The sequence below is a fragment of the Sporosarcina sp. FSL K6-1508 genome (genome assembly GCF_038007465.1).
In the GTDB taxonomy this organism is placed as follows: Bacteria; Bacillota; Bacilli; order Bacillales_A; family Planococcaceae; genus Sporosarcina; species Sporosarcina psychrophila_B.
On the sequence record NZ_JBBOXF010000001.1, the window covers coordinates 4,150,624 to 4,175,373 of the forward strand.

Annotated in this window: 21 protein-coding genes; all 21 read right to left on the reverse strand. The window is 44.3% G+C overall.

Going from position 1 to position 24,750, the window contains the following annotated elements:
* Nucleotides 1-68 precede the first annotated feature (68 nt).
* The 21 genes from dapA to MKZ11_RS21405 all read right to left on the reverse strand — a co-directional run bounded on the left by dapA (nt 69) and on the right by MKZ11_RS21405 (nt 24,731).
* Nucleotides 69-959, reverse strand: a complete 891-nt coding sequence (gene dapA, locus MKZ11_RS21305) for a 4-hydroxy-tetrahydrodipicolinate synthase (protein WP_340796351.1) — start codon at nt 957-959, stop codon at nt 69-71.
* 26 nt (nt 960-985) lie between these two features.
* Nucleotides 986-2,011, reverse strand: a complete 1,026-nt coding sequence (locus MKZ11_RS21310) for an aspartate-semialdehyde dehydrogenase (RefSeq protein ID WP_340796352.1) — start codon at nt 2,009-2,011, stop codon at nt 986-988.
* A 182-nt stretch (nt 2,012-2,193) separates the two neighbouring features.
* Nucleotides 2,194-2,778: a dipicolinate synthase subunit B gene (locus MKZ11_RS21315; RefSeq protein ID WP_340796353.1), complete on the reverse strand. Its 585-nt coding sequence runs from the start codon at nt 2,776-2,778 to the stop codon at nt 2,194-2,196.
* Nucleotides 2,779-2,790: 12 nt separating this feature from the next.
* Nucleotides 2,791-3,600, reverse strand: a complete 810-nt coding sequence (locus MKZ11_RS21320; protein WP_340796354.1) for a hypothetical protein — start codon at nt 3,598-3,600, stop codon at nt 2,791-2,793.
* The gene (locus MKZ11_RS21325) at nt 3,554-3,856 is read right to left on the reverse strand and encodes a YlmC/YmxH family sporulation protein (RefSeq protein WP_340796355.1); all 303 of its coding nucleotides are present in this window, start codon (nt 3,854-3,856) and stop codon (nt 3,554-3,556) included. The genes MKZ11_RS21320 and MKZ11_RS21325 overlap by 47 nt, the downstream gene beginning before the upstream one ends.
* 40 nt (nt 3,857-3,896) lie before the next feature.
* A complete protein-coding gene (locus MKZ11_RS21330) occupies nt 3,897-5,147 on the reverse strand; it encodes a M16 family metallopeptidase (protein WP_340796356.1) in 1,251 nt (416 codons plus the stop codon).
* A 230-nt stretch (nt 5,148-5,377) separates the two neighbouring features.
* A complete protein-coding gene (pnp, locus tag MKZ11_RS21335) occupies nt 5,378-7,495 on the reverse strand; it encodes a polyribonucleotide nucleotidyltransferase (RefSeq protein WP_340796357.1) in 2,118 nt (705 codons plus the stop codon).
* A gap of 192 nt (nt 7,496-7,687) precedes the next feature.
* On the reverse strand, nt 7,688-7,957 hold the full coding sequence (gene rpsO, locus MKZ11_RS21340) for a 30S ribosomal protein S15 (RefSeq protein WP_179391441.1): 270 nt from the start codon (nt 7,955-7,957) through the stop codon (nt 7,688-7,690).
* A gap of 128 nt (nt 7,958-8,085) precedes the next feature.
* The gene (locus MKZ11_RS21345; protein ID WP_340796359.1) at nt 8,086-9,033 is read right to left on the reverse strand and encodes a bifunctional riboflavin kinase/FAD synthetase; all 948 of its coding nucleotides are present in this window, start codon (nt 9,031-9,033) and stop codon (nt 8,086-8,088) included.
* Between the two features lie 13 nt (nt 9,034-9,046).
* Nucleotides 9,047-9,958 (reverse strand): tRNA pseudouridine(55) synthase TruB, encoded by a 912-nt coding sequence (truB, locus tag MKZ11_RS21350; protein WP_340796360.1) that lies wholly within the window; start codon nt 9,956-9,958, stop codon nt 9,047-9,049.
* A gap of 84 nt (nt 9,959-10,042) precedes the next feature.
* The gene (rbfA, locus tag MKZ11_RS21355; protein WP_340796361.1) at nt 10,043-10,405 is read right to left on the reverse strand and encodes a 30S ribosome-binding factor RbfA; all 363 of its coding nucleotides are present in this window, start codon (nt 10,403-10,405) and stop codon (nt 10,043-10,045) included.
* A gap of 22 nt (nt 10,406-10,427) precedes the next feature.
* On the reverse strand, nt 10,428-10,706 hold the full coding sequence (locus MKZ11_RS21360; protein WP_340796362.1) for a DUF503 domain-containing protein: 279 nt from the start codon (nt 10,704-10,706) through the stop codon (nt 10,428-10,430).
* Nucleotides 10,703-13,141 (reverse strand): translation initiation factor IF-2, encoded by a 2,439-nt coding sequence (gene infB / locus MKZ11_RS21365; RefSeq protein WP_340796363.1) that lies wholly within the window; start codon nt 13,139-13,141, stop codon nt 10,703-10,705. The genes MKZ11_RS21360 and infB overlap by 4 nt, the downstream gene beginning before the upstream one ends.
* The gene (locus MKZ11_RS21370) at nt 13,089-13,466 is read right to left on the reverse strand and encodes a YlxQ family RNA-binding protein (protein WP_340796364.1); all 378 of its coding nucleotides are present in this window, start codon (nt 13,464-13,466) and stop codon (nt 13,089-13,091) included. Before MKZ11_RS21370 ends, infB begins: the two co-directional genes overlap by 53 nt.
* Complete coding sequence (gene rnpM, locus MKZ11_RS21375) at nt 13,463-13,741, reverse strand: RNase P modulator RnpM (protein WP_340796365.1); 279 nt, start codon at nt 13,739-13,741, stop codon at nt 13,463-13,465. Before rnpM ends, MKZ11_RS21370 begins: the two co-directional genes overlap by 4 nt.
* Nucleotides 13,742-13,759: 18 nt before the next feature.
* Nucleotides 13,760-14,956 (reverse strand): transcription termination factor NusA, encoded by a 1,197-nt coding sequence (nusA, locus tag MKZ11_RS21380; RefSeq protein WP_340796366.1) that lies wholly within the window; start codon nt 14,954-14,956, stop codon nt 13,760-13,762.
* Nucleotides 14,957-14,978: 22 nt separating this feature from the next.
* Nucleotides 14,979-15,455 (reverse strand): ribosome maturation factor RimP, encoded by a 477-nt coding sequence (gene rimP, locus MKZ11_RS21385; protein WP_340796367.1) that lies wholly within the window; start codon nt 15,453-15,455, stop codon nt 14,979-14,981.
* Nucleotides 15,456-15,797: 342 nt separating this feature from the next.
* Entirely contained in the window at nt 15,798-20,108 is a 4,311-nt protein-coding gene (locus tag MKZ11_RS21390; RefSeq protein WP_340796368.1) for a PolC-type DNA polymerase III, read from the reverse strand.
* A 288-nt stretch (nt 20,109-20,396) separates the two neighbouring features.
* A complete protein-coding gene (locus MKZ11_RS21395) occupies nt 20,397-22,103 on the reverse strand; it encodes a proline--tRNA ligase (protein WP_340796369.1) in 1,707 nt (568 codons plus the stop codon).
* 176 nt (nt 22,104-22,279) lie between these two features.
* A complete protein-coding gene (gene rseP / locus MKZ11_RS21400; protein WP_340796370.1) occupies nt 22,280-23,539 on the reverse strand; it encodes an RIP metalloprotease RseP in 1,260 nt (419 codons plus the stop codon).
* A gap of 43 nt (nt 23,540-23,582) precedes the next feature.
* On the reverse strand, nt 23,583-24,731 hold the full coding sequence (locus MKZ11_RS21405) for a 1-deoxy-D-xylulose-5-phosphate reductoisomerase (protein ID WP_340796371.1): 1,149 nt from the start codon (nt 24,729-24,731) through the stop codon (nt 23,583-23,585).
* Between the last annotated feature and the right edge of the window lie 19 nt (nt 24,732-24,750).

The window sequence follows — 24,750 nt, forward strand, 5'->3', positions numbered from 1 at the left end:
TGTTTCATTATACGGGAGAGGAGCTATCTGTACAAACAAAAAAAGCCGGTATTTGATACCGGCTTTGATTAATTGAAAATATGAAGGTTTTTTTCATAATTTTCCCAGACTTTATCGAAGGCTTCATCCTTGCCACCCATCCCAATTAATGGCAATCTGACTCCCCCTGTTTGGACTCCGCATTTTTCTAATGCGTATTTCACCATTACCGGGTTAGGTGCAGAGAAAATTGACCGGAACAAAGGAAGTAACGCTCTATGCATCGCACCGGCTTGTTCTGTCCGCCCCTCTTTGAACGCTGCTATCATCTGCTGCATTTCATTCCCAGCGACGTGTGAAGCGACGGATACGATTCCCTTTCCACCTATCGCTAGAGTCGGTAACGCTAATGCGTCATCTCCGCTGTAAACGGAAAATCCATTATCCGTTCCTGAAATGATATCCACCATCTGGTCAAGGCTCCCACTAGCTTCTTTTACCGCCCGGATATTTGGTATTTTCGATAAAGCGATAAGCGTCTCTGGAAGCATATTGACGGCCGACCGACCTGGAATATTGTAGAGCATCACCGGCAGGCTGGTTTCCCCTGCAACAAGCGAGAAGTGAGCGTACATTCCTTTTTGATCGGGTTTGTTGTAATAAGGTGCGACCAGCATAATGCCGTCAGCCCCTGCTTGTTCCGCCATCCGTGTAAGCTTGACTGTTTCCTTTGTAGAAAACGTGCCCGTTCCCGCAATGACAGGTACGCGCTTGTTTACTGTTTTTACCGTGAACGAAAATAGTGATTCTTTCTCTTCTACAGAAAGGGTAGGCGATTCACCAGTCGTCCCACAGACGACCAATGAATCACTTCCATTTGCAATCAGATGTTCAATCAGTTTTTCCGTTTTGTCGTAATCAATTTCACCCGTTGATGAAAAAGGAGTGACCATCGCCGTCGATACACGTCCAATTTCCATAATTATCAGCCCTTTGCTTAGGTTTATTAGTTAAGTAGAGCTTCTGCGATTTGCACCGAATTGAGTGCTGCTCCTTTTAAGAGATTGTCCGATACAATCCACAGATGGAATCCTGCCGGATGTTCTGGGTCCTTTCGAATACGGCCCACAAACACTTCGTCTTTGCCTTCAGCAAATAATGGCATCGGGTACAATTGTTTAGATGGATCATCTTGGACGACGACGCCCGGTGCCTTTTCAAGTAAGGCATGAAGTTCTTCTACAGAAACTTCTTCTCTGCCAATTTCAATATAAACCGACTCAGAATGCCCTGTAACGACAGGAAGTCGTACACAAGTCGCTGACACGGACAACTTCTGATCATCGAAGATTTTTTTGGTTTCATTCATCATTTTGAGTTCCTCAAGTGTATAACCGGAAGAATCGAATGAATCGATTTGAGGAATCGCGTTGAATGCGATTGGATAATGCCGTTCTGCCGATGCCGATGGTAAAATAGATGCTTCCGTTTTCGAACGGTTTTCAAACTGCAAACTTTGACTTTCCAGTTCATCAATCGCTTCAGAACCAGCACCCGAAACCGCTTGATACGTCGAAACAATGATTCGATTAAGTCCGAAACTCTCACGAATCGGTTGCAATGCAGTTACCATTTGTATTGTGGAACAATTGGGGTTGGCAATGATGCCTTTATGGCCGCTTAAAGCGCCTGCATTCACTTCGGGAACGACTAGCGGAATTTTTTCTGTCATGCGAAACGCGCTCGTATTATCAATAACGACCGCTCCTCTTTTAACTGCTTCATGTGCAAACTTTTCTGAAATGGAGCCACCCGCACTGAAAAACGCGATATCAATGCCATCAAATGACTCAGGTACAGTTTCTTCAACAATATAGTTCTGGCCATTCGCCGTAATTTTTGTTCCAGCAGAACGTTTAGATGCCAGTAGCTTGATTGAAGCGACAGGAAAATCACGCTCAAGTAACTTTTCAAGAATTTTCGTACCAACAGCGCCTGTCGCTCCAACTATCGCAATATTCATTTTATTCATCTCTATCTCCCTTTCAGCTTATACGGTTGTATAAATAATCAGGATATGCATAAGTCATGCTGATTTCCGCATTGTCACCAAAAGCGGCACAATTGGCAGAAATCCTATATTCCCTTACACCGTTAGCAGTTCATTGGAGGAATTATAACATATATTCAAATATTCTGCTCTGTATTTTTATTTTATTTATGAATAATTAGTAATGGTTGAAGTTGTTGTTTTTCGAGGGCAGCGGCCGCCGCGGGTACCATTAGTGTAAAGTCGGAGATAAGTGAGTTTGGTTTTTTGAACGGATCGTCCTGTCCAAAAGGTATAAAAAAAACATTTTTCATATTAAGGAGCTTCATGAGATTCATCGCATTTAAACCGAGTGCATCATTTGTCGAAATTCCAATGAGTACCGGGCTGTCATTTCGCAGTGTTGCTTTTGCAGCCATCAATACTGGCGAATCTGTCGCTGCATTAGCAAACCGACTCATGGAGTTACCAGTCATCGGTGCAATGATCATACAATCAACAGGTGTTTTGGGACCGAATGGCTCGGCACCGACAATAGTAGAAATTACTTTCTCTCCGGTTGCCTTTTCAATTCGTTCAATCCATTCTTCGCCCGTTCCAAAACGCGTGGCAGCGGTCAAAACAGAGTGAGTGATAACGGGTACAACGGTTGCTCCCGCGTCTTTTAGTGCATCAATGGTCGGTATGATTGCCTCATACGTACAATGTGACGCCGTAATTCCAAGGCCTATCCTTTTTCCCTTTAGCATCGTGTTCCCCTTTCATCTTCTATACATTCTCTCGAGCGCATTCGCTAAAGCGACTGCTGCATCTACAGGAAAGTGTTTTCCCGGTAATCCGAGGAGTACTGTATAGTATTCAGATGAAAGCTGCTCCTTTAGGCAGCCCGGCGCTGATGCAAGATCAAAGATATGGAGTCCGGGACTTTCTGAAACGGAAAGCCATTTTGCGGGAATCGTATTGATAAGATTACCCTCTTTTATCCCCCAATCGTCGGTGAGCCGTTCGGTCTTATATCCATGGATAGATGCCTCACCGAGTTGAGCGTCGGATCTAGCAAGAACGGTCACTTTGGCCCCCAGAGATGCCAGTGCATGAGCTGTCGCCTTTCCGACTTTACCAAAACCAGCCACGTAGAAATGAGTTTCAAAAATGCTTCGTCTTGTATGTGAATAATAGTCATGGATGAAGCCCTCTGCAGTCAGCTTTGCATTTTGCCAGATGAATTGCTCTTCTTTCAGATAAGAATTGACTAGCAGCCCGGCTTCTTTGAGGGGTTTCAGCCATTCTTCCGACGCAACGCCTGTATAAAGCTCTGTCCCTTTTTCTAGCAATGCAGGAGGGATCGAGCCTTTCATTTGTAATATCGGGAATACAATTTGCAGTGGTGAATAGTCCGTAATGCATTCACCAAGTTCCTCCGTATAATGATCGACCCCGGCATGGCGGGTGGTAAATCCTCTTTCAGCCATTATCTCACTGCAAGCTGCTAATCTGCTATCTGTGCCTATGAAAAGCCAGTTATCATCTATCATCGCTAGCCAACCCATCCATGCTATGCGTTTTCCCAAATAGAATGCGATGTTCCCCAATTAGGACGATTTCATGCCAAGGTATGAATTCATCCGAACCTTCTTGACGGTTTTTGAATGAAAAACGACCGGACTTTTTCTTAATTTCAAATCCGATAATATCACCTGTTCTCCCGTTAAAAATAAGGTCGGTATCCGCTAGAAATCCATAGCGGACCCCGTCCTCAACTTGAATAAGCTCTTTCTGAGCAAGTTCTGAAAGTAGCATCGTCATTCCCCTTTCCTTCGTCTCCATTCATCATATGAAACGAACACAGGAAAACTGACTGACACCATCAATCAATTTTGAATTCTTTTAGAATCTCCTTTGGCGCAACAATTGAAATTGCCCGTTGCCCCGTAAAGATATCGTTTGCCATTCTATATACCTGACTTAACTCGACATTGTCAATGAGAGCTACGACTTCATCAACTGTTTTATGCTCCTCTAATATGAGCTCGTTTTTACCATTGCGGTGCATCCGCGACTCAGAACTTTCAAGCCCTAGCAAAAATCCGCCTTTTAACTGTTCTTTTGCATTGTACAATTCGTTTTCCGTTATCCCATCGGTCAAAATGGAATGAATGACTTCATCAATCGTATCAGACAATTCCTTTAAGTTCTCAGGCGAAGTTCCACCGTAGATCATAAAGGTACCTGTCGTTTTGTACGCTGAGTAATAAGAATAGACCGAATAAGCAAGACCGCGTTCTTCACGGACTTCCTGGAATAAACGTGATGACATCGAGCCGCCTATTATACTATCCAACACCACTAAATCGTGGATTCGATTATCTTTTACAGGAAGTCCTGAAAAACCAAGACAGATATGCGCTTGTTCAATATCTTTTTCTTTTAAAGTCATGCCTCCGTGGAATTCAGGTAACGCTAAAGTGGATGATTGGGCAGCCAGCTCACCCCTTTTGAACGAACCGAATTGAACTTCGATTAGCTGTATTAATCGGTCATCATAGTTACCTGCAACTGAAATAACAATTCGTTCAGGCGTATACTTCCGCTCCATGAATTCATCTATCATTTTACGATTGAATGTATTTATTGTCTTTTCATCGCCAAGAACGGGTTTACCTATCGGCTGTTCCGGATACATGACCGCCCATAATCTTTCATCCACATCGTCATCCGGTGCATCTTCAACTGCTGCTATCTCATCGAGGACAATCGATTTCTCTTTTGCTATTTCAGCTTCTTCAAATGTTGAATTGAAAAACATATCAGCCATAATCGACAGGGCGCGGGGTGCTTGATGCCCGAGTACGGTCGTGTAATAACAAGTCATTTCTTTGGAAGTGAATGCATTGACGTCTCCACCGATGCGATCAAATTCCTCAGCAATTGTGCGGGCACTTCTTTTCGCAGTCCCTTTAAAGAGCATATGTTCAATAAAATGAGCGATTCCCGCCTCAGATTCTTTTTCGTCTCCTGAACCCGCTCCGACCCATACGCCCAGCGCCACTGAACGAACGTGCGGCATTTTTTCATGGACGATTCTGACGCCATTTTGGCATACATGTGTTTTTATCATTCCCCGAATCCCCCTTGTGAACTCTATTCTATTTGACTTCATTATATTTGATGGCTGAAGAAAAGCGCAAGCGGCCCGGACTAAAGAACGCAGATCAAGTTCACCACATCCTATAGACCCGTGACAAACACAGGCGATTTTCTCTCATATTCGAAAGTACGGGCATAAAGAAAAAGCCTTCATCTTCACTTAATGAAGAGAGGCTTTCCATCCTATTCCTGTGTTTGGAATCAGTTTTTTTCTTTTTCAGCTGCTTCTTTTTCTTCAAGAATGACAACTTTCCTAGACAAGTTAACTCGTCCTTGGTTATCAATTTCTATAACTTTAACGAACATTTCATCGTTCATTTTCAAAACGTCTTCAACCGCTTTTGTCCGTTCTTCTGCAATTTCAGAAATATGAAGAAGTCCGTCTTTTCCTGGGAAGAGTTCAAGGAATGCACCGAATTTTTCAATTCGTTTCACTTTTGCCATGTAATATTCGCCAACTTTTGCTTCGCGAACGATATTCTCAATCATCGCTTTCGCTTTGGCATTCATTTCATTATCTGGTGAAGAGATATAAATCGTTCCGTCTTGTTCCGTATCGATTTTAACATTCGTCTCTTCGATGATTTTGTTGATTACTTTTCCACCTGGTCCAATTACGTCACGAATCTTGTCTGGATTGATTTTGATGACGATAATTTTCGGTGCATATTGTGAAAGTTCTTCACGCGGGCCTGAGATTGCTGTGATCATATGATTTAAAATTTTCAAGCGCCCAATTTTTGCTTGAGACAATGCCTCTTCCAAAATTTCGCGGGAAAGACCTTCGATTTTAATATCCATTTGAAGCGCAGTAATTCCTTTTTCAGTTCCTGCAACTTTGAAGTCCATATCGCCAAGATGATCTTCCATCCCTTGGATATCGGAAAGGACAGAATAGTTGTCCCCTTTTTTCACAAGTCCCATTGCGATACCCGCAACCGGCGCTTTAAGTGGAACACCTGCATCTAGCATAGCCATTGTAGAAGCACAGATTGATGCTTGGGAAGAAGAACCGTTCGATTCAAGCACTTCTGCTACGAGACGGATTGTATACGGGAAATCAGTGTCATTCGGGATAACCGCTGAAAGTGCGCGTTCGCCAAGTGCACCGTGACCAATTTCACGACGGCCCGGTCCACGGATTGGACCCGTTTCACCGACACTGAAGTTCGGGAAGTTATAATGGTGCATGAAACGTTTTGTTTCTTCAAGGCCAAGACCATCAATGATTTGTACTTCACCAAGGGCTCCAAGGGTACACACACTAAGCGCTTGCGTTTGTCCACGTGTAAAGAGACCCGAACCGTGCGTACGTGGCAAGATGCCCACTTCTGATGCAAGCGGACGAATTTCGTCAAGACCACGACCATCAGGACGAACTTTTTCATCCGTAATAAGACGACGGACTTCTTCTTTAACAATATGATCCAAAACGCCTTTTACTTGTTTCATCGTAGCATCGTCCGCTTCGTTTGCTTTGTAGCGTTCGATTACTTCGTTTTTCACTGCATTGATAGCATCTTCACGTGCATGCTTCTCAACTGTCTGGATCGCATTGATTAAATCGGTTTCGCAGCTATTTTTGATATCAGACATGATTGTTTCGTCCAATGTGAATAGTGCAACTTCCGTTTTCACTTTGCCGACCTCAGCTATAATTTTTTCTTGGAATTCGATTAGTTTAATGATTTCTCCGTGTCCGAACATAATTGCTTCAAGAATGATATCTTCCGCAACTTCTTGTGCGCCTGCTTCAACCATGTTGATTGCATCTTTCGTACCAGCGACAACAAGGTCAAGCTCACTCTTCTCCAATTGTGCCGGTGTTGGGTTAACGATGAATTTCCCGTCGATTAACCCAATTTGAATACCGGCAATCGGTCCTTCGAAAGGAATGTCAGAAATCGACAATGCAAGGGAAGAACCGAGCATTGCTGCCATTTCAGATGGACAATCTTGATCGACTGACATAACAAGTGAGATAACTTGTACATCGTTGCGGAACCCTTCTGCAAATAAAGGGCGAATCGGACGGTCGATTAGTCGGCTCGTCAAGACCGCTTTTTCTGACGGACGTCCTTCACGTTTAATGAAGCCGCCCGGAATCTTACCAACAGCATACATGCGCTCTTCATAGTTCACTGTAAGCGGGAAGAAATCCAGCCCCCGTGAATTTTTTGAAGATGTTGCAGTTGAAAGCACTGTCGTTTCTCCGTAGCGTACGAGTACTGCTCCGTTCGCTTGTTTAGCAAGTTGACCCGTTTCAATTGTTAACGGTCGTCCCGCCCAATCAAGTGTAAAAACTTTTTTCTCTGTCATAATTGAACCCCTCTCCATATTCCAGCCTGGACTGTATACATGTATGTATTAGTAGTAGTGTATCAAAAAAGGCACTCTTATGCGAATAGTAAAGCGAAAGGTGTCTGTCGGGGCTATATGCTGTAGTAACGCCTTGATATTTCATTAAACAAAGAAAAAAGCGGGCAAGGCCCGCTTTCGATAGAAATCTTATTAACGGCGAAGGCCGAGTTTAGCAATAAGATCACGGTAACGCTGAACTTCATTGTCTCGTAGGTATCTCAAAAGTCTTTTACGAGTTCCGATCATTTTGTAAAGACCACGACGTGAGTGGTTGTCTTTCTTATGAAGACGGAAATGTTCTGTCAGGTTATTGATCTCTTCTGTTAGGACAGCGATTTGTACATCTGCTGATCCAGTATCAGTTTCATGAATTTTGTATTCATTGATCAATTCATTTTTACGTTCTTGTGTGATAGCCATCTTCTTCACCTCCAATAGTAAGATATCCCCGGTTCCCGAGCAAGCGTTGGTGATTCGCGATGCCAAGGAATGGTTTGTGCGTATTGGCACGTATTTATAGTACCATGCCTATTTTTGAAATGCAACAATCATCGATGGGCTTCCAAAATCTTAACTGCGCTATTTTTGTCTTTTGCTATCTGTTTAATAAGCAGATCAATGGATCCGAATTTTTGCTCATCACGGATATGTCCAATCCAGTCTACAAATGCTTCTTTACCATAGAGATCTCCATCAAAATTGAGTACATGCACCTCTACGACGGCCTGTCTATCACTTGGGTCATGGAATGTCGGTTTTACGCCGACATTGCATACGCCTTGATACGTTTTTCCCTCCACAGTGAAATGCACTGCATAGACACCATTCGCGGGGAGCACTGTATTTTTCTCAGGCATCACGTTCGCAGTCGGGAAGCCGAGCAGCCTTCCCCTTTTTTCCCCGTCGACGACTATGCCGACAGTTCGATAAGGTCTGTCAAGAAGCAATGCTGTTTCTTCAACATTGCCTTCAGCAAGAAGCTTACGAATCCGGGTAGATGAAATCTTCTCCTCGTTATCCGTCACTTTTTTTATGACAGTTGTACCGAATGCTCCGCCTGACAACTCAGCCATCTGTTCCATAGTACCAGCGCCCTTTGAACCAAATGTATAATCAAATCCCGCGGTCACATGTTTAACATGCAGTCCCTTCAAAAAAACATCTATGAATTGGTTAGGCGAAAGCGAAGCAAGCGCCCAATCGAATGCCACAATGAACAAAGCATCAATGCCCATAGAACGAAGCAGCCGCGCCTTTTCTGCATACTGCGTAATGTAGCCTACTTTATTTTCTCCGTCACCAAATAGATGGGAAGGGTGCGGATCGAATGTCATAACAGCTGAACGGATACCAAGCTCTTCAGCTTTCCTTTTTGCTTCGTTGATAACTGTCTGATGTCCTTTATGCAAGCCATCAAAGAAGCCGAGTGCAAGGGAAAAATGCTCTTCACTTTCAATCGAAACTTTCCCGGGATAATGCAATTTGTAGATGTCCATTGTAATCGCTCCCTTACCTGTTCAACGGAAACATCTTTTCAGGCTTCATGAGACCAAGCTTGGTAGGATGCTTCCTGTACACTGCAATTGCCTTGCCTTCATTCATAAATACGATTGCCTCTTCACTTTCAAGCAAAGGATGTTCAGGTAACACTTGCCCGTTCACCACTTTTTCAAGGAGCTCTTCACTAACTTCAACAGTGGCGAAATCAGTGAGCGCATCTTCAAGAGGACGAAGTAATGTTGTAATTCTTCCTGCGTCCTGAAGCGTTCTCACTTCGTCCAACGTCCGGCAGTCGTTCTGTACATATGTACCTGACGATGTGCGGACAAGAGCCGCCATATGCGCCGGGTAGCCGAGCAGTTCCCCAATCTGGACAGCAAGCGTCCGAATATACGTGCCTTTCCCGCAAGCAACCCTGATTCGAAATGAGATTGTTTCACCTTCATACCATTGTACAGGATCCAGTAATTCAATTTCATGAATGAGTACTGTTCGTTCAGGTCTTTCAACTTCAATCCCTTTTCGTGCATATTCATATAATTTACGACCATTCACTTTTACCGCAGAATACATAGGTGGGATTTGAACAATTTCACCTTTCAACTTAGCGAGCGCTGTTTCAATTTCCGTTCGGGTAATATGTTTTAGTGTCAAATCCGAAGCGATTACCGCTCCATCCGCATCTTCCGTTTCAGTTGCAGTCCCAATGGTGACAACCGCAATATATTCCTTGCCGGAATCCGTTATATATTCAGCTACTTTCGTTGCCTGCCCTATGCAAATCGGCAATACGCCTTCCACGCTTGGGTCAAGGGTACCAGTATGTCCCACTTTTTTAGTGCCAAGGATTTTACGCAATTTGAATACACAATCATGCGATGTCATTCCTTTTTCTTTCCATAGAGGAAGTATTCCATTCATGCATGCCACCACCCCTCAAAGTATCAATTATATGTAAAAAGAGGAAGCCGGAAAGTCCTTGTGGACACCGACTTCCTCCTCTCATCATTGTTCAATTTCTTTTTCGTCTTCGCTTTTCACCTGTTTAAGCAGTGATTCAATCCGTGTTCCATATGCAACGGAACTATCAAATTCAAATTTGATTTCAGGTGTTACTCGAAGTCTGATCCGCTGGCCAATTTCAGTGCGAATGAATCCCTTCGCCTTATTAAGCCCTTTCAGCGTATCTTCTTTTTCCGAATCGCTTCCAAGAACAGAAATAAAAATCGTCGCTTGTTGAAGATCCCCAGTAACGTCAACATCAGTTACTGTAACGAAACCAATTCTTGGATCTTTCACTTTTTGGCCGATAATTGCGCCAAGCTCTTTTTTCATTTGTTCTGCAACACGATTAGCACGCATTGTCATGGATGGTCACCCCAATCCCGTTTTAATAATAGTCGAGCGTCAAGTTGGACAATTCCCATTCCGGATTTGACTCCAGGAATCGGATCGCCCGCCTAACCTCACGCTCAGCTGCATCTTTTGATGAGGCGACAGCAACAAGAGCGATTGTTGTCCGTTGCCAAAGATCTTGATGATCAAGTTCTGAAATGGAGACGTTATAAGCATTTTTCACTCTGTCAGTCATCCGTTTTAAAACAGACCGCTTCTCTTTCAAAGAAGCCGCCTCCGGAATGAAAAATGAACATTCCGCGTAGACGATCATACTCGTTTAATCTCTTCCATGATGAAGGCTTCAATAATATCGCCGATATGGATATCATCAAAGTTTTTGATTGTAATCCCACATTCATAGCCTTTTGCAACTTCTTTTGCATCATCTTTAAAGCGTTTTAATGTATCTATTTCGCCTTCGAAGATAACGATATTATCGCGGACGATGCGAACGCTTGAATCACGTGTAATTTTACCGCTCGTTACATAGCTTCCCGCAATCGTCCCGATTTTAGACACTTTAATTGTTTCGCGCACTTCAACTTGACCGATAACTTTTTCTTCGTATTCGGGATCAAGCATCCCCTTCATCGCCAACTCGATTTCTTCGATTACTTTGTAGATGACACGGTGCTGCCTAATATCAACGCCTTCTTCTTCCGCAGCGCGTTTCGCGTTGACGTCTGGACGAACGTTGAATCCAATAACGATAGCATTCGATGCAGCAGCTAGTGAAATGTCAGACTCGTTAATCGCGCCCGCACCCGTATGGATAATTTTCACGTTTACACCCTCGACTTCAATTTTCATAAGTGAGGAAGCCATCGCTTCAACTGTACCTTGTACGTCTGCTTTAACGATTAAGTTCAACTCTTTGATTTCACCTTGTTTCATATGATCGAACAAGTTATCAAGCGTCACACGTGTTTTTTCTACACGTTGGTCTTGGAGTGCTTCACCAGCTCTTGTTTCACCGATTTGACGCGCTGTCTTTTCGTCTTCAAAGACAACAAAACGATCTCCGGCTTGTGGCACATCGCTAAGGCCTGTAATTTCAATCGGTGTGGATGGGCCTGCTTCTTTTACGCGGCGTCCGATATCACTAACCATTGCACGGACACGGCCGTATGTGTTACCTACTACAATCGGGTCACCTACGTGAAGTGTTCCGTCTTGGACAAGAAGCGTTGCAACAGCACCGCGACCTTTATCAAGAGATGCTTCAATCACACTTCCGCGTGCGCGGATGTTTGAATCAGCCTTCAATTCAGCAACTTCAGCAACGAGAAGGACCATTTCAATCAATTGATCTATCCCTTCACCTTTCAATGCAGAGATCGGTACAAAAATTGCATCGCCGCCCCATGCTTCAGCTACAAGTCCATGATCTGTCAATTCTTGCATGACACGATCTGGATTGGCAGAAGGCTTATCCATCTTATTCACCGCAACAATAATCGGCACTTCAGCCGCTTTCGCGTGGTTGATTGCTTCGATTGTTTGTGGCATAACACCATCATCTGCTGCAACAACAAGAATCGTAATATCTGTCACTTTCGCACCGCGCGCACGCATCGTTGTGAACGCCGCGTGACCTGGTGTATCAAGGAATGTTATTTTCTTACCTTTTTCTTCGATTTGGTAGGCACCAATATGCTGAGTGATACCGCCCGCTTCGCCTTGTGTAACTTTCGTATTACGAATTGAGTCTAGAAGCGTCGTTTTACCGTGGTCAACATGCCCCATGATTGTAACGACTGGAGGACGCTCTGCTAGATCAGTTGCTGTTTCTTCATGCTCTTCAAAATACGTTTCAAGATCAGTTACGTCGATACGGATTTCCTCTTCTACTTCAACTTCATAATCTGCACAGATGAGTTCAATCGCATCTTTGTCCAGTTCTTGGTTGATTGTTGCCATGATACCAAGCATGAAGAGCTTTTTGATAATAGCTGATGGCTCGCGTCCCAGTTTGTTCGCAAGTTCAGCTACTGAAAGTGATTCATAAAAAGTGATTTTTTCCGGTAACGGTTTCTCCACTTTTGGAATCGGGTTCGCCGGACGGTATCTTCTGCGTCCTTGGTTTATACCGCGTGCCGGTGGACGTCCACCGCGACCGCCACCTGGACGACTCGGGCCTCCGCCACCTGGGCGTCCGCCTTGTCCGCTTGGTGCGCCTTGCGCTGGACGGTTGCCACCTGTTGACCCTTGGGCCGGACGGTTGCCGCCTGTTGATCCTTGCGCTGGACGATTGCCGCCTGCTGACCCTTGGGCCGGACGGTTGCCGCCTGTTGATCCTTGTGCTGGACGGTTGCCGCCTGTTGACCCTTGTGCTGGACGATTGCTGCCTGTTGATCCTTGTGCTGGACGATTGCCGCCTGTTGATCCTTGTGCTGGACGATTGCCGCCTGCTGGTCTCTGAGCCGGACGATTGCCGCCTGTTGATCCTTGTGCTGGGCGGTTATTGGTTGCAGATTGTGCAGCTTTCGGTGCTTCTTTGCGCTCAGGAGCCTTTGGATATACTTTTGGTGCATTTTGTTTGTTCCCATTGGCACTGAATTTACTATCCAGTTTCGTAATTGCATCTGTATCTAATGTTGACATATGATTTGTCACACTCACATTTATCTTTCCAAGCTCATCAATAACTTCTTTACTCGTCCGATTCACTTTTTTCGCGTATTCGTGTACCCGTATTTTCGTCATTAGTCCACCCCCGGTTATATTCGTTGAGTAGCCCGGACACTTTTCCGGCAAAACCGGCATCCGTTAGCGCGAGTACAACCCGCGACTCTTTTCCAACTGCATGTCCAAGCTCTTCACGAGTCCCGAAAACATGCTTCTCAACGTTGTAAAACGTACTTTTATCAGATAACTTTTTCATCGTATTTTTAGAGGCATCTTCAGAAACAATCACAAGACGCGCATTACCGGAACGAATTTCCCGCACAACCAAATCTTCACCCATTATAAGCATCCTTGCACGGGCTGCCATGCCAAGCATTTGATAAATCCGTTTCGGATCTGTCATTTTAGTGCCTCCCGACGAATTGCGTGAAGAAGATCATCGAATACCTGTTCAGGAATAGCCGTTCCAAGCTGACTCTCAATCGATTTGTTACGGCGCGCGGTTTCAACTGCTTCTTCGGATTTTGACACATATGTCCCGCGGCCTGACTTCTTGCCAGTGAGATCGACTGAAACTTCCCCTTCTTTCGGGCGAACAATGCGAATCATTTCCTTTTTCGGGAACATATTGCCTGTTGCCGCACATTTACGTAGAGGAATTTTTTTCATGTTAGTCATGTGTACTCATCCTCCCTCTCAGTCTTCGTTTTCCGTATCCGTATACAGATCAATTGTTTCAGTTTCAATGTCTTCTGTCACTTCATCTTCAACGAAGTATGGATCGCTTTCGTTCGCGTCTTCATCCAACTGGACCTGTTCTATAATTAACGCACTAGTGGCCGACGGATAAATTCCTAGTTCGCGTGCATCCGTTTCACTCTTAATATCGATTTTCCATCCCGTCATCTTCGCAGCCAGTCTAGCGTTCTGTCCACGTTTACCTATAGCGAGTGACAATTGATAGTCAGGTACAACGACAGTTGTCGATCGATCTTCCTCATTCACCTGAACGTCAATGACTTTTGACGGGCTCAGCGCATTTGCAACGAATATAGCCGGATCCTCGGACCATTCGACAATATCGATTTTCTCGCCGTTGAGTTCATTTGAAATGGATTGAACCCGGGCGCCTCTTGCACCTACACATGAACCGACTGGATCGACTGCTTCATTATTCGTATGCACTGAAATTTTGGAACGGTCGCCCGCTTCTCGGGCAATCGATTTAATTTCAACGATGCCTTCAAAAATTTCAGGAACCTCAACTTCAAACAGCCTACGGAGAAGTCCCGGATGCGTTCTTGATACAAACACTTGAGGACCTCGCGACGTACGTTCAACTTTTGTAATATATACTTTGATGCGGTCATGTGGCTGATACGTTTCAGTTGGAATCTGTTCGCCAACCGGCAAAACAGCTTCCACTTTCCCAAGACCAACATATAGATTCCGTGCGTCGAGCCTCTCAACGATACCATTGACGATATCATCTTCTCTGTCGACGTACTCCTCATAAATGATACCGCGTTCAGCTTCACGCACACGTTGTGTAACAACCTGCTTAGCAGTTTGTGCTGCTACACGGCCGAAATCACGCGGTGTTACTTCTTCTTCAACGACATCCTCAAGTTCATAAGCAGGATTGATTTTGTGTGCATCTTCAAGACTAATTTGTAAACGATCATCCTCAACCTCTTCGACGACGTCTTTTCTGGCATAGACTTTCATTGTTCCTTTTGCAAGGTTCAAGTCCACGCGTACGTTTTGAGCTTGGTTGAAGTTTCGTTTATATGCGGTTACAAGTGCCGCTTCGATTGCTTCTACTAATACGTCCCTAGAAATGCCTTTTTGCTTTTCAAGGGCTGTCAATGCATCGAGTAGATCACTACTCATGTTAATCACTCCTACTATTCAATTATGCGGAAAAGTCGATGGCCAAACGGGCAAGTGCGATTTTTTCCTTGTCGATCACGACGGTCAATTTTCTTGTCTTAATACGTATTTCAACTTCTGCGGCATCTGGGCCATATGACAGCAAATAACCTTCGAACTCTTTCATACCATCAATGAGCTCGTATGTCTTAATGAATACAAACTGTCCAATTGCTTTTTGAAAATCTTCTTCCTTCTTCAACGGGCGCTCTGCACCAGGTGAAGATACTTCAAGAAAGTAGTTTTGCGGGATTGGATCAGTGCGGTCGAGCTCTTCACTCAGCTTTTCGCTAACTTGAGCGCATTGGTCAATATCGATAGGACCATTAGGCGTATCGATATAAACGCGTAAAAACCAGTCTCTTCCTTCTTTTAAAAACTCGACGTCGACAAGTTCCAATTCTAATTCTTCTACAATCGGACTGACGAGTTTTGTGACTTCTTCCGTAATATTACTCATCTTATCCCTCCCGAAATATTAATCAAATACGCCTCGGCGTATTTGTGCCCAGATTGAGCAGAGAAGTTAGCCTAAGAACGTCCCGTGGCATTGATGACAATGACCTACATCGTGTAGGCTTTCACACAGGTGGCATGCTTGCACGATTCACTTCACTATAAAACCTATGACATCCACCGGAGGCTTGAATCTTATTTAGCAAAAATACGAACTCCCGCCAAATAAGATAAAAAACAGTACAGAACAACAGAAAAGAGCGGGAAATCCCACTCTTTTTGCGCAAGACTATTACAAAAGTTGTTCCCATCATACCATATGAAATATTGTGGTGCAAACATTGTGCTAAAAGAGGGAAAGTTGATTCGCTTCTGGCATTCCTTCTAGACAGCCAAGTGAATCCATATATTCGACAATTGTCTTCGAAACACGGCCACGCTGCTGAAAGTCCTCTTTCGAAAGAAACTCTCCATCTTTCCTTGCTTCTACAATTGAATTCGCTACGTTCGTTCCAAGAGAAGGCACCGCGTTAAAGGGGGGAATCAATGTATTGCCTTCAATAAGAAATTTCGTCGCATCAGATTTATACAAATCCGGCTTAGCCAATGAGATGCCCCGTTCCCACATTTCTAGTGCCAGTTCGAGCACTGTCAGCAAACTCTTTTCTTTCGGTGTTGCATCGAGCCCTTTTGCATTAATTTCTTTAATTTGAGCCCGTACTGATGCCGATCCCTGTGTCATGGACAACAGGTCGAAATCGGTTGCCCGTACCGTGTAGTATGTTGCATAGTACAAAATAGGATGATGCACTTTGAAATAAGCGATGCGCAGCGCCATCAATACATAGGCAGCCGCATGCGCTTTCGGGAACATATATTTGATTTTTTTACATGATTCAATGTACCAGTTTGGCACGCCTTGCACTTTCATTTCCGCTTCGAACTCCGGCGTCAAACCACGGCCTTTACGCACGAATTCCATGATTTGAAATGCCATCGAAGGTTCTAACCCTTGATAGATCAAGTACACCATAATATCGTCACGGCAGCCGATAACGTCGGACAATTCGCACGTCTTATTCTGAATCAATTCCTGGGCATTGCCGAGCCAGACGTCCGTACCGTGGGATAATCCCGAAATCTGAATCAGTTCCGAAAATGTCGAAGGCTTCGTCTCCTCAAGCATCTGGCGAACGAATCTTGTCCCGAATTCCGGTACACCGAGCGTGCCCGTCTTACAGCCGATCTGCTCCGGCGTGACCCCGAGTGAAGACGTACCGCTGAATAATTGCATAACGCCTTTATCGTCCGGCGGAATCGTCAACGGGTCGATACCAGATAAGTCCTGCAACATTTTAATCATGGTCGGATCATCGTGACCAAGAATATCGAGTTTCAACAAGTTATTGTCGATGGAATGGAAGTCGAAGTGAGTCGTCATCCAGCTTGAATTTAAATCATTCGCCGGGAACTGCACCGGGGTGAAGTCGAATATATCCATATCATCGGGAACAACGATAATTCCCCCGGGATGTTGCCCAGTATTCCGTTTAACGCCTGAACAACCTTGCACAAGCCGATCAATTTCAGCGCCGCGGAAGTTCAAATTGTTATCATTCATATAACCGCGCACATATCCGTATGCAGTCTTCTCGGCGACTGTTCCGATTGTACCTGCGCGATATACAAAGTCCTCCCCGAACAGATCCTTCGTATAATTATGGGCATGCCCTTGATAATCACCGCTGAAATTGAGATCGATATCCGGAACTTTATCCCCATTAAAACCTAGGAATGTTTCGAACGGGATATCTTGACCGTCTTTTTTGAACATCGTGCCGCAAGAAGGACACACTTTATCCGGAAGGTCATATCCAGAACTGACGGATCCATCATCGAAAAACTCAGATGTCTTACAGGATGGGCACACGTAATGCGGCGCCATCGGATTCACTTCGGTTATTTCCATCATCGTTGCGACAAGCGACGAGCCCACCGATCCCCGGGACCCGACAAGATACCCATCATCAAGTGATTTCTTCACAAGTTTATGTGAGATGAGATAGATAACCGCGAACCCATGACCGATGATTGACTTCAATTCTTTCTCAATACGCGCTTCGATGATTTCCGGCAATTGCTCGCCATATATGTGATGTGCCATCGTATACGTCAATTCGCGTACTTCTTCGTCAGCACCTTCAATCGTTGGTGTGTAAAGATCATCTTTAATCGGTTTCACATTGCCGATCCGCTCTAAGATGGCATGCGGATTGTCAATAACGATTTCTTCCGCAACTTGCTCACCAAGAAATGCAAACTCTTCCAGCATTTCATCAGTTGTTCGAAACTGGACTGCCGGCAACGAATGCCTGTTCATCGGATTTGCCCCGCCCTGCGATCTGACTAGCACTTGGCGGAATGTCGCATCAGTCTCATCGATATAATGAACGTTGCCTGTTGCACAGACCGGCAGACCGACTTTTTTCCCAAGCTTGATCAGTTTCCGCATAATGTCTTCCATGTTCCACTCATCACGGATCAATTCAAGTTCAACAAGATGAGAGTAAACTGGTTTTGGATGTACTTCAAGGTAATCATAAAATTTCGCAATCTCTTCTACCTCATCCATCGGTTTTTGCATAAGGCCCTCGAACACTTCTCCTTTATCACAACCGGAACCAACCAGGAGTCCTTTACGATATTTAACAAGCAATGAACGCGGAATACGCGGAACCCGGTAAAAATAATCCATATGCGAGTATGAAACAAGTTTAAACAGGTTTTTCAATCCTTCATCGTCTGTCGCCAAAAGCGTACAATGCGATGGCCTAGCTCTTTTGTATGCGTCTCCTTCACCAATATGGCGGTTAAAGTCATCCAAGTATTCGATACCCTTCTCCTCCGCGTCTTTTAACAAACGAAGGAACAAATGCGCAGTCGCTTCAGTATCATAGATTGCACGGTGAGCCTGAGTCAGTTCGATGCCGAACTTTTTCGCCAGCGTACCCAGCCGGTGATTCCCCATTTCAGGATAGAGGAAACGGGCTAGCTCAAGTGTATCAATTACCGGATAAGCGGCAGCTTCCAAACTTGCTTTTTTACATGCTTCGTAAAAGAATCCCATATCAAATTTTGCATTATGGGCGACAAGAATCGAATCACCGATGAATTCGATGAAATCTTTTGTGACATCTGCAATTTCAGGTGCATCTTTTACCATATCATCAGTAATACCGGTCAACTTAGTCGTAGTAGATGATAATGGATGATGCGGGTTTGAAAATCTTTCAAAGGTATCAACGATCTCGCCGTTTTTCACTCGGACTGCAGCCAGCTCGATGATCGTGTCATACACCGCCGATAGTCCGGTGGTCTCGACGTCAAATACTATATATGAATCATCTTCAAGTTTTCGGTGCTGTTCCTCAAAAACGATTGGCACACCATCATCCACCAAGTTTGCTTCCATTCCAAAAATGACTTTCACACCATGTTTTTTCCCGGCGTTATACGCCTCTGGAAATGATTGTACGTTAGCATGATCCGTAATCGCGATTGCAGGATGTCCCCATTTTGCCGCTTGTCCAACGAGTGCTGATGCAGATACGACAGCATCCATCTGACTCATCGTCGTATGCGCATGTAGTTCAATTCGCTTTCTGCCCTCCGGTGCCTTGTCTTTCCTGATAATAGGTGACACTTCCATAATGTCTTGTGCCATCATAATAAGATCACGTACGAACGTATCGTTCTGGATACCACCGCGCGCTCGAATCCATGCTCCCTTTTTCAATACCTTCATCATTTCTGCATCTTCGTTATCACGCGAGAACATCTTCACAAGAATTGAATCCGTATAATCTGTCACTTTGATTGTCAAAAGTGATCGTCCGCTCCGTAGTTCACGGATTTCTGTATCAAACACATATCCTTCGATTGTCACACGGCGTTCTTCGTCTTGGATATGCTGGATTTCGAGCAACGGCTCATCGGGTTTAATAGGCGTTCCAAGACGGAATGGCCCAGATATATTGCCACTTTCTTTCATGGACGTTTCCCTTTGCTTCAAGTCGGCAAGTGCTTTTTGGCCGAAAGCTTCCTCTTCGGCCAGCCGTTGCGCAACGAACGCTTCACGGGCCGCTTCTGCTCCGCTGTCTTCCTCCGTTAATTTAAAATCAACAGCCGGCCGCGGAAATCCGAATGATGTATAGACATCTGATATAAGTACGGCATACTTACCTTTCATCGTTTGCAGTTCCATGTCACTCATGCAAAGTAGCGTCATTTTCCCGCCCGCCATGACCGGCTTTTGGCTTATAAGGCGTTCTCTAATCGGCGGTGACATATCACTCATCTCTTCGATGATAAATGGCCAATAATCCGCAAGCAATTGACCGTCCATCTCCAGACTATTGGATGTTATATGTAACTTAACCGTCGCAATAGCCGAAAATGTTTTATTTATACGCTGTGAAAATATAGCGTAGACATCCGCCGGCAGCGGCTTATCGAGGGTTAAGTTAAATTGCCATACCCGTGATTTCCGATGAATATTCACGCGGTTAAGTGCTGCATTTTCAAAGTGGATGGCATATTGGTCATCCGTCATCCCGATTTGCTGCAACAAGATATATAATTTATTTATAGCGTCCATAAGCCTCTCCTATCCTCCATCAGTGTAAGAAAAGCGTAAGGCGCCGTTTAGCCCCGACAGGCATAAGAGATAATGGGAAGGCAGTCTAGGATCGCGAAGTCCTGTCGCAACGACTGCATACCTGTATCCTTGCAGGCACAAGGAGGCGTACTTCAGCCACTATAGCAAAACGGCTTATGACCCAAGGGGCTGGCGCCTGGAGCTAGACACTGTTCCATATTGAAAAACTTATAAATTTATCTTTTAAAAGAAGAGAAGTACCGACATGCGGCCTTCCCTTCTCGATAGTTATTCAGCTGTGAAAAATGCTTGTAACTTTTCAGTGATTTCTTCTTTTTGCCATTCAGCAGATTCCCCGGATTGTCTAAATTTAACTTCAACAATTCCTTCAGAAGCTCTCTTTCCGACTGTAATCCGAACCGGCAAACCAATTAAATCCGAATCAGCAAATTTAACGCCTGCCCGTTCAGGACGGTCGTCATAGAGTACATCATACCTATAAGATTTTAAAATTTTATATAATTCATCAGCTAATTCTACTTGGCTGTCATCTTTAATGTTTACCGCAATAAGATGGACATCAAACGGCGCGATTTTCTTCGGCCATTTCAACCCCAACTCATCATTGAACTGCTCCGCAACAGCTGCAAGTATACGCGAAACACCAATGCCATAACAACCCATGATGTACGGTTTCGCCCTGCCGTTTTCATCTAGGAATGTTCCGCCCATTGGTTCACTATATGTCGTACCTAGTTTGAATACATGTCCAAGTTCAATTCCTTTGGCGAACTTAATTGTCCCATTGCCATCCGGAGATACGTCTCCCTCACGGATGAAACGAAGATCTTCATAGCGGTCCACAGCAAAATCGCGTTCAGGGTTGATGTTAATCAAATGGAAACCATCTTCGTTCGCTCCGCATACACCGTTTACGATTGAAGCGACTGAATGGTCCGCAATTACTTTGAGATCGAGTGGAAGTTTAACAGGACCGATAGAACCAACTTCACAAGAAAGAAGCTTAGTAACATCTTCTTCAGAAGCAAATTCAACTTCAGATGCACCAAGAGCATTTTTCAGCTTAATATCATTGATTTCATAATCGCCGCGACAGAGAACGGCAATTAGTTCATCATCTGCTTTAAATATAAGTGTTTTTATCAGACGAGTCGCATCGACATCGAGGAATGAAGCAACTTCACTAATCGTTTTTTGGCCAGGTGTTGCAACTTTTTCCATTGCCTGTAATACTTCGTCCGATTTTTCATATTGCATATTCACTTCAGCCATTTCAATGTTAGCTGCATATGAAGAGGAATCACTATATGCGATTGTATCTTCACCGATATCCGAAAGCGCCATAAATTCATGCGTATCTGTTCCACCGATTGAGCCGCCATCTGCCATAACTGCACGGAAATCAAGCCCAAGCCTTGTAAAAATATTCGTATAGGCTTGCATCATTTCCTGGTATTTCTCATCTAGGCTTTCTTCCGTCGCATGGAAGGAATACGCATCTTTCATGATGAATTCGCGTCCTCGAAGAAGTCCAAAACGGGGCCGTTGCTCGTCTCTGAACTTCGTCTGGATTTGAAACATTGTCAGCGGCAACTTCTTATAAGATTTCACTTCGTCGCGGACAAGAGAAGTGATTACTTCTTCATGTGTCGCACCAAGTGCAAATTCCCTTTTATGCCGATCAGTTAATCTGAACAGTTCAGGACCATACGAATACCATCTTCCGGTTTCCTGCCACAGTTCAGCCTGTTGCATGGCGGGCATGAACACTTCGACAGCTTCGACGGCTTCCATTTCTTCCCGAATAATTGCTTCGATTTTTTGAAGCACTTTCTTGCCTAAAGGAAGGAAAGAATAAATCCCGCTTGTATTTTGTCGGATAAAACCTGCACGCAAGAGAAGCTGATGTGATTTTATATCTGCATCGGAAGGTACTTCACGCATTGTAGGTATGAACGTTCGTGATTGTTTCATATATGTGCCCACCTCAAGTAATGTTATTGGAAATCTCGTTTTATTGCCTATTCTATAGCGGTCAAACGTCCAGGATATATGTCAGCCTAGAGGGATTGGACTGCATCCCTCTTAGTTGCCACAAGAAGTGGCGACCTTTGACTGCGTATTTGTAACGACCGTTTCCGCTTTTTTTACTAAAAGAAAAATTGTTGGATATCATTCCAGGTCACCACAAGCATGAGTACCATCAAGAGCATAATTCCAACAAAGTGGACCATTCCTTCTTTTTGCTTGTCAATTGGTTTACCGCGAATTGCTTCAAACAAGAAGAACAACAATCTTCCACCGTCAAGCGCAGGCAATGGTAATAAGTTCATGATACCTAAGTTGATGCTTAAAATTGCAGCCCAGTTCATGAGTTGGTATACGCCGTACTGCGCAACTTCCTCCGTCGCTTTGTAAATGCCCACTGGTCCTGATAATGCGTCGAGTGTAAATTTACCTGTTACAAGCATGCCGAGTAATTCCGCAATTCTTTTGATCCAGACAATGGTTTCTTCAGCACCATACTGCACTGCTTTTATTGGATTTTTCAACACAGGGCTCGTATAGCGTACACCGATTTGGCCAATTTCTGTTCCTGCCTCTTCAACTGTAGCCGGAACAACATCCAATGTCACCGACTCTCCATTACGATCCACTTCAAATTGAAGAGGTACGCCGGCACTTTCTTGGATGATAGCAGCAAACTCCTGCCATGTGTCGATCGGTTTGCCGTCAACCACTTTAATGAAGTCTCCATCTTGCATTCCAGCCGCTTGTGCGGGACCATCACTGACTACATCCGTAATAATGGGTTCATATGTTGGAACTCCTTGTAACAGACCGATTGCAAGGAAAATGAAAAACGAGAGGATAAAGTTAAACAACGGACCTGCAAAGATGGTCATAGCCCGGCTACCAACAGACTTCGATTCGAATTGGCGATCATACGGAGCAATAAGTGTTTTCTGCCCCTTCTCAAAGATAATCGCTTTTCTAGATACGTTATAACGAACAAGCTGTCCTTCTTCATCATACCCTTCGATGAACAGTTCCTTTTCCAAATCAGAGGATTCCGTTTCAAGGAAAAGCACATCAGGATTCGCAACATTACGATTCAAATAAATTTTTTCAATTTCATTCTCTGCATTGATCAAAAGACCTACACGATAACCAGGCTGTAATTCAACCGTATCAAAGTCTTCTCCTGCCATCCGAACATAACCGCCAAGGGGCAGAAGCCGGATTGTATATAACGTTTCACCTTTTTGAATCCCAATAATTTTAGGTCCGAATCCAATTGCAAATTCACGCACCATAATTCCAGCCTTTTTCGCGAACAGGAAATGCCCTAGTTCATGAAAAAAGACCAAAGAACCGAATATAATAATAAACGCAATAACGGTTTCCATAAAAAACCACCTTCACTGACCTGTTAGGCCGTTTCTAAACAACTCATTCTACCATAGCATACACTAATTTTCGAGTAAGCGAATCGGTTTCCAATATCGCTTCGAGATCTGGAACTGAAATTGTTCGATGTGCCTCCATTACGCGTTCAATGATGTCTTCGATTTGTATAAATGGAATACGCCCTTTCATGAACAACGCTACAGCCACTTCATTCGCCGCATTCATCGCTGCTGGCATCGTTCCGCCCTCTTTACCAGCAGCATATGCAAGAGCCAGTGCTTTAAAGCGGACAAGATCCATTTTCTCGAAATGTAGTTTTCCAATTTCCTCAAGACGCAAGGGTTTCGCATTTTTCATCGGAATTCGGTCGGGATATGTCAGCGCATACTGGATTGGCACTCGCATATCTGGCGAACCCAGTTGTGCCATGACACTTGTATCTTCGAACTCAATCATCGAATGGATGATGCTCTCCTTATGTTGCAGGCAATCGATTTTGTGATAAGGCATTGCAAACAGATGATGTGCTTCAATCACTTCAAGCCCCTTGTTCATCATTGTCGCCGAGTCGATTGTTAATTTATTGCCCATCGACCAATTGGGATGTGCAAGAGCTTGTTCGAGCGTCACGCTTGAAAGTTCTTCACGGGTTAAGTCTCTGAAACTACCGCCCGAGGCAGTCAAGATGAGCCGGCTAATACTTTTGGGATTTTCTCCATTCAACGCTTGGAAAAGTGCCGAATGTTCACTATCAACAGGTAAAATTGGAACATTGTATTTCCGAGCCTCGCTCATAACAATATCGCCTGCTGCGACTAGCGTTTCTTTATTGGCAATGGCAATTGTAATGCCTGCGCGGATTGCTTCAAGTGTTGGTTTAAGACCAACGCTACCAATAACGGAGTTAAGTAATACATCAGCACCTGTATGCGCCGCAGTTTCAACAAGACCTTCATCGCCATAAACGAAATGGATGTTCGGGAATTCTGTTTGCAGCACCTCGGCATCAACACGTCTTATCACAGACACAGTTTTCGGATGGTGCGCGGAAACAATTTCTCTTACTCTATCGATATTCAAACCAGCCGAAAAAGATACGAGCTTAAATTTATCCGGATTCGAACTGATGATATCGAGTGTCTGCGTACCGATGGAACCTGTAGCTCCCAGTAAGCTTATTTTTTTTGTCATATAGAAGACACCCTTTCCG